Source organism: Pseudomonas sp. GM24 (assembly GCF_000282235.1).
Taxonomy (GTDB): Bacteria; Pseudomonadota; Gammaproteobacteria; order Pseudomonadales; family Pseudomonadaceae; genus Aquipseudomonas.
The window spans coordinates 1-3440 of sequence record NZ_AKJR01000275.1; the positions used below are offsets into that span (position 1 = coordinate 1).

Annotated in this window: 4 protein-coding genes; 2 read left to right on the forward strand and 2 right to left on the reverse strand. The window is 58.7% G+C overall.

What is annotated here, in order from left to right; genetic code table 11:
• Positions 1-81: 81 nt before the first annotated feature.
• Both PMI23_RS26410 and PMI23_RS26415 read right to left on the reverse strand, forming a co-directional pair.
• Positions 82-1119 (reverse strand): alpha/beta hydrolase family protein, encoded by a 1038-nt coding sequence (locus PMI23_RS26410; RefSeq protein ID WP_007914784.1) that lies wholly within the window; start codon positions 1117-1119, stop codon positions 82-84.
• A 236-nt stretch (positions 1120-1355) separates the two neighbouring features.
• Positions 1356-1967, reverse strand: coding sequence for an FMN-dependent NADH-azoreductase (locus tag PMI23_RS26415; protein ID WP_007914786.1), 612 nt, complete (start codon positions 1965-1967; stop codon positions 1356-1358).
• A 127-nt stretch (positions 1968-2094) separates the two neighbouring features.
• Here PMI23_RS26415 and PMI23_RS26420 point away from each other — a divergent pair, with 127 nt between their 5' ends.
• Together PMI23_RS26420 and PMI23_RS26425 are read left to right on the forward strand one after the other, a co-directional pair.
• Entirely contained in the window at positions 2095-3003 is a 909-nt protein-coding gene (locus PMI23_RS26420) for a LysR substrate-binding domain-containing protein (RefSeq protein WP_007914788.1), read from the forward strand.
• The gene (locus PMI23_RS26425) at positions 3000-3359 is read left to right on the forward strand and encodes an MmcQ/YjbR family DNA-binding protein (RefSeq protein WP_007914790.1); all 360 of its coding nucleotides are present in this window, start codon (positions 3000-3002) and stop codon (positions 3357-3359) included. The genes PMI23_RS26420 and PMI23_RS26425 overlap by 4 nt, the downstream gene beginning before the upstream one ends.
• Positions 3360-3440 lie beyond the last annotated feature (81 nt).

Here is a 3440-nt window from a genome sequence, read left to right on the forward strand (position 1 = left end):
ATAGCGGTGTGTCAGTCGACATAATCTTTTCTGATGAACCGCTATCGCGAGCAGGCTCACTCCTACAGGGGATTTGCGGGGTTATTGATCTGCGGTTTGCATGCCGGCCCGGGTTGGTCTGCCCAGCGTGTGCGAGAAGAACCGTCCAGCCTCGGAGATCAGGTTGCGATGGATATCCTCGCGATCCACGCCATCAGCATCGGTACACAACGCCGGCATCGCGCGAATCTGCTCTTCATTGCACGGCGCCATAAAGACGAAGTGCCCTGCCCCGGCGAGTAATTTGAAATCCGGCGCCGTCGGCAGTTTGCGCGCCAGCGCCGCCGCGTTCTTGTCGAAGGCGACCAGTTTGTCGCCATCACCGCTGTAGAGCAGCACCGGCACATGCACATCGGCCAAGGTGTGACGGCCGAACTTCAAGCTCAGCGGCGCCATCAGCAGCAAGGCATGAACGCGCGGATCCGCGACCGGTTGCAGGTCATCTCGATCAACGATCAATTCACCCTGCGTGTTGCAGGCATCACGATCATCTGGACGCTCCTGGCAATAACGACGCAGGCGATCAAGATCCGGTTGCGCCCCCGACAGGATCAACGCCGTTTCGCCGCCCGCCGAATAGCCAATCACCCCGACCTGATCGGCATTGACGTACGGCGCGAGCATGCGGTCGCCAAGCGTGGCGGTAATCGCTTCGGAAATCTGGATTGGCCGACCATAGAGATTGCTCAGGGTGCCCAATCGGCTGTGGTCTTTGGAGTTGTCGCCGGGGTGAATCACCGCCACCACGACAAAGCCTTTGCGTGCCAGTGAGGTCGCGAGGTCATGCAGCGCCAGCGGCGTGCCGGTGTTGCCATGGGAGAGCATCAGCATCGGGAAGCGGCCGATGGCGACTTTGGTGTCTTCGCCAGCCTCGACCGAATAACCCTCGAGCAGGCTCATGTGTTCGCGGTCGCTGGAGGGATAAAAGGCAATCGCGCGCATCGGCTGCAGATCCAGCGGATCGAGGAAGGTCATTTCGTGGTAGCCGACGCTCCACACCGGGTGTCGCCCAGGCCCAGCCTGCACTGAATTCAGGCCGCCGAGCAGGCAAATCAGTAACGCTGCACAAAGACGCATCATGGGATGCCCCACCCTGTTGTTACTCAATCGAAAGTTCCGCTGCGTTGCGGGCCTGAACCCCCGGTGATTAGGTGTTCCGGTACGACAATGCATTCAGACACTGATTGTGTGACTGCATAACCCGGGCCAGATTATGTAACAGTCAGAAACAAAAAACTCCGTATTCGCCCCTTGCGGAACCAGAATACAGAGTTTTTTGGGGGTTACCTGAACATCAGCTGTTCTTTACGCAAGCCTTACGCGGCGGCGAACAGTTGCTCGCTGATCTTCGCCTGAGCAGCGGTCATGGCGTTGTTGCGCACTTCTTCGCCATACGCCAGGCCTTCGGCTCGGACGATTTCGATATCGGTGATGCCAAGGAAGCCCAGTACCAGCTTCAGATATTCTTCGTGAGCGATGCCGCTGGCTTGGCCGGCGTGGATGCCGCCGGCAGTGGAGACGATCACGACTTTCTTGCCGCCGCACAGGCCTTCAGGGCCGGCTTCGGTGTAACGGAAGGTCTGACCGGCGACTGCTACGCGATCGATCCACGCCTTGAGTTGGGTCGGTACGGTGAAGTTGTACATCGGAGCCGCGATAACAACGGCGTCGGCGGCGATGAACTCGGCCAGGGTCGAAGCGCTCAGTTCGGCTTCGTGCTGTTGTGCGGCGTTACGCAGCTCAGCAGTAGTGCCAGCGGCGACCAGGGTGGTCGACGAGAAGTGGCTGATAGCGTCGGCGGCCAGATCGCGGTAAGTCACGACTGCGCTTGGCTCGGCGGCCTGCCAGGCTTTGACGACTTCGCTGCTCAACTGACGGGAAGCCGAGTTGTCGCCCAGAATGCTCGAATCGATATGCAGCAGTTTCATGTGGAATCTCCTGGAAGGAATCGCCGGTGGCGACGGAATGGAGACAATCCTACGCAAGAAACCAATGGATGATTAGCTGCCTGAAATGCGATAGTTTGTCCCACTGATAGAACAGTTGGATTTCCCTATGCAAGACCTCAACGATCTCTACTATTTCGCCAAAGTCGTCGAGGCTGGCGGTTTTGCTGCGGCCGGGCGATTGCTCGGGATTCCCAAGTCACGGCTGTCGCGGCGTATTGCCGAACTGGAAGAACGCCTCGGTGCGCGTTTGCTGCAACGCACGACCCGGCAACTCAATCTCACCGCCGTTGGCGAACGTTATCTGCGTCACTGCCAGGCGATGTTGCTGGAAGCGGAAATGGCCGATGAGGCGGTGGCGAGCATGTCCAGTGAGCCGCGCGGTCGCCTGCGCGTTTCCTGCCCCACCGGTCTGGCCCGGGAAATGTTGCCGTGGGTCATCAGCGAATTCCTCGGCAAATTTCCTCAGGTGCAACTGGAAGTCGTCCTGCTCAATCGTCGGGTCGATCTGGTCGGCGAAGGTTTTGATGTCGCATTGCGCGTGCGTGAACACGGTGATGAGGATCCGCTGCTGGTGACCCGGCGTTTGCGTCAGGCACAAATGGTCGTGGTCGCCAGCCCGGCGTTTTTACAAGGCCAGACGATCAATCATCCGCAAGATCTGAAAAATCTGCCGGTGTTGGGGGCGCTGGAGGCCGATCGCATGGTGCATGTGCGTTTGCTCGATCAGCAGGGCCACAGTTTTGAACTGAACATGGAAGCGCGCCTGGGCATCGATGACTTTGTCGTACGCAAGACCTGCGTTCTGGCCGGTCAGGGGTTTACGCTGTTGCCGATGATGTATTGCGAAGCGGAGCTGGAAAACGGCACGCTGGTGCAGATGCTGCCAGAGTGGTCACTGCCCGGCGGCTGGCTGCAAGCGGTGTATCCGCATCGACGCGGCGTAATGCCGGCGGTGCGCGCATGGATCGATCATCTGGTCGAGTCGTTCAATGCCTGTGGGGAGCGGTTGTTATGAGCAAGGGAAAAATGAGCGAAGCCGACGTCGCGGCGTTCTGCCTGGCATTGCCGGGCGCTCGGGAAGATTACAAATGGGGTGGCGTGCGGGTGTTTTCGATTGCCGGCAACAAGATGTTTGCCTTGCAGGGGCTGCGTGGCGATTCGTTGGCATTCAAGGTCGACAAGGATCTGTTTCTCGGTCATTGCGACCGCCCGGGGATTCATCCAGCGCCGTATCTGGCGCGAGCGCAGTGGATCATCATGCATCCGCCCTACCCGTTGGCTGCCGAGGAACTGAAGGAGTTGTTGCAGCGTTCGCATCAACTGGTGGTAAGCAAGTTGCCGAAGAAAACCCAAATCGGTTTGTTGCTGTAACCCCAATCCCCCTGTGTAGGAGCTGCCGAAGGCTGCGATCTTTTGACTTTGATCTTTTAAAAAGCAAGATCAAAAGATCGC